The sequence below is a fragment of the Thalassobacillus cyri genome (assembly GCF_900107755.1).
In the GTDB taxonomy this organism is placed as follows: Bacteria; Bacillota; Bacilli; order Bacillales; family Halobacillaceae; genus Thalassobacillus; species Thalassobacillus cyri.
This window is the reverse complement of the sequence record NZ_FNQR01000032.1, coordinates 1-2954: the sequence shown is the minus strand read 5'-3', so window position 1 is coordinate 2954 and position 2954 is coordinate 1. Positions and strand designations below refer to the sequence as shown.

Genomic DNA, 2954 nt, shown 5'->3' with positions numbered 1-2954 from the left:
CTTCAACGACATCAAAACAACGTCTTTTCACGAAGATAGTTAAGTGAAGAAGGGCGCACGGTGGATGCCTTGGCACTAGGAGCCGATGAAGGACGGGACTAACACCGATATGCTTCGGGGAGCCGTAAGTAGGCTATGATCCGGAGATTTCCGAATGGGGAAACCCACGGTCCGTAATGGGACCGTATCCTGTACTGAATACATAGGTGCAGGATGGCAGACCCGGGGAACTGAAACATCTCAGTACCCGGAGGAAGAGAAAGCAAACGCGATTTCCTGAGTAGCGGCGAGCGAAACGGAACCAGCCCAAACCAGAAAGCTTGCTTTCTGGGGTTGTAGGACACTCCTTTGGAGTTACAAAGAGATTCGGTAGGCGAAGCGATCTGGAACGATCAGCCGAAGAAGGTAACAGCCCTGTAGCTGAAACCGAATCTCCTCCGGAGTGGATCCTGAGTACGGCGGAACACGAGGAATTCCGTCGGAATCCGGGAGGACCATCTCCCAAGGCTAAATACTCCCTAGTGACCGATAGTGAACCAGTACCGTGAGGGAAAGGTGAAAAGCACCCCGGAAGGGGAGTGAAAGAGAACCTGAAACCGTGTGCCTACAAGTAGTCGAAGCCCGTTAATGGGTGACGGCGTGCCTTTTGTAGAATGAACCGGCGAGTTACGATCCCATGCAAGGTTAAGTCCAAGAGACGGAGCCGCAGCGAAAGCGAGTCTGAACAGGGCGAGATAGTATGTGGTCGTAGACCCGAAACCGTGTGATCTACCCATGTCCAGGGTGAAGGTCAGGTAACACTGACTGGAGGCCCGAACCCACGCGTGTTGAAAAACGCGGGGATGAGGTGTGGGTAGGGGTGAAATGCCAATCGAACACGGAGATAGCTGGTTCTCTCCGAAATAGCTTTAGGGCTAGCCTCAGAGATTGAGTCCTGGAGGTAGAGCACTGATTGGACTAGGGGCCCCTACCGGGTTACCGAATTCAGTCAAACTCCGAATGCCAGTGACTTAGCTCTGGGAGTCAGACTATGGGTGATAAGGTTCATAGTCGAGAGGGAAACAGCCCAGACCGCCAGCTAAGGTCCCTAAGTATGTGTTAAGTGGAAAAGGATGTGGAGTTGCTTAGACAACCAGGATGTTGGCTTAGAAGCAGCCATCATTTAAAGAGTGCGTAATAGCTCACTGGTCGAGTGACTCTGCGCCGAAAATATACCGGGGCTAAACACATCACCGAAGCTGCGGATTGATCTTATGATCAGTGGTAGGAGAGCGTTCTAAGGGCCGTGAAGTCAGACCGTGAGGACTGGTGGAGCGCTTAGAAGTGAGAATGCCGGTATGAGTAGCGAAAAAAGAGTGAGAATCTCTTTCACCGAAAGCCTAAGGTTTCCTGAGGAAGGCTCGTCCTCTCAGGGTTAGTCGGGACCTAAGCCGAGGCCGAAAGGCGTAGGCGATGGACAACAGGTTGATATTCCTGTACCACCTCCTTTCCGTTTGAACAACGGGGGGACGCAGGAGGATAAGGAGAGCGCGCCATTGGATGAGCGCGTCCAAGCAGTGAGACGGTCGGATAGGCAAATCCGTCCGGCAACGTCAAGCTGTGATGGGGAGGGAAATAAAGTACCGAAGCTCCTGAGTTCACACTGCCAAGAAAATCCTCTAGTGAGGAAAGAGGTGCCCGTACCGCAAACCGACACAGGTAGGCGAGGAGAGGATCCTAAGGTGAGCGGGAGAACTCTCGTTAAGGAACTCGGCAAAATGACCCCGTAACTTCGGGAGAAGGGGTGCTCCTCTTGCGAGGAGCCGCAGTGAAAAGGCCCAAGCGACTGTTTAGCAAAAACACAGGTCTCTGCGAAGCCGTAAGGCGAAGTATAGGGGCTGACACCTGCCCGGTGCTGGAAGGTTAAGGGGATGCGTTAGCGTAAGCGAAGCGTTGAACCGAAGCCCCAGTAAACGGCGGCCGTAACTATAACGGTCCTAAGGTAGCGAAATTCCTTGTCGGGTAAGTTCCGACCCGCACGAAAGGTGCAACGACTTGGGCACTGTCTCAACGAGAGACCCGGTGAAATTATACTATGCGTGAAGATGCGCATTACCCGCGACAGGACGGAAAGACCCCGTGGAGCTTTACTGTAGCCTGATATTGAATGTTGGTACAGCTTGTACAGGATAGGTGGGAGCCTGAGAAACCGGAGCGCTAGCTTCGGTGGAGGCGCCGGTGGGATACCACCCTGGCTGTACGGACATTCTAACCCAGGACCGTGATCCGGTCCGGAGACAGTGTCAGGTGGGCAGTTTGACTGGGGCGGTCGCCTCCTAAAAGGTAACGGAGGCGCCCAAAGGTTCCCTCAGAATGGTTGGAAATCATTCGCAGAGTGTAAAGGCACAAGGGAGCTTGACTGCGAGACCTACAAGTCGAGCAGGGACGAAAGTCGGGCTTAGTGATCCGGTGGTTCCGCATGGAAGGGCCATCGCTCAACGGATAAAAGCTACCCCGGGGATAACAGGCTTATCTCCCCCAAGAGTCCACATCGACGGGGAGGTTTGGCACCTCGATGTCGGCTCATCGCATCCTGGGGCTGTAGTCGGTCCCAAGGGTTGGGCTGTTCGCCCATTAAAGCGGTACGCGAGCTGGGTTCAGAACGTCGTGAGACAGTTCGGTCCCTATCCGTCGTGGGCGTTGGAAATTTGAGAGGAGCTGTCCTTAGTACGAGAGGACCGGGATGGACGCACCGCTGGTGCACCAGTTGTTCCGCCAGGAGCATCGCTGGGTAGCTACGTGCGGCAGGGATAAGTGCTGAAAGCATCTAAGCATGAAGCCCCCCTCTAGATGAGATTTCCCATCACTTCGAGTGAGTAAGATCCCTCAGAGACGATGAGGTAGATAGGTCCGAGGTGGAAGCGTGGTGACACGTGGAGCTGACGGATACTAATCGATCGAGGACTTAACTAATA

At 54.0% G+C, this 2954-nt stretch carries 1 rRNA gene; it reads left to right on the top strand.

Annotation, left to right across the window (positions count from 1 at the left end):
• Positions 1-37 precede the first annotated feature (37 nt).
• Positions 38-2952 (top strand): 23S ribosomal RNA (locus BLV00_RS21525).
• Positions 2953-2954 lie beyond the last annotated feature (2 nt).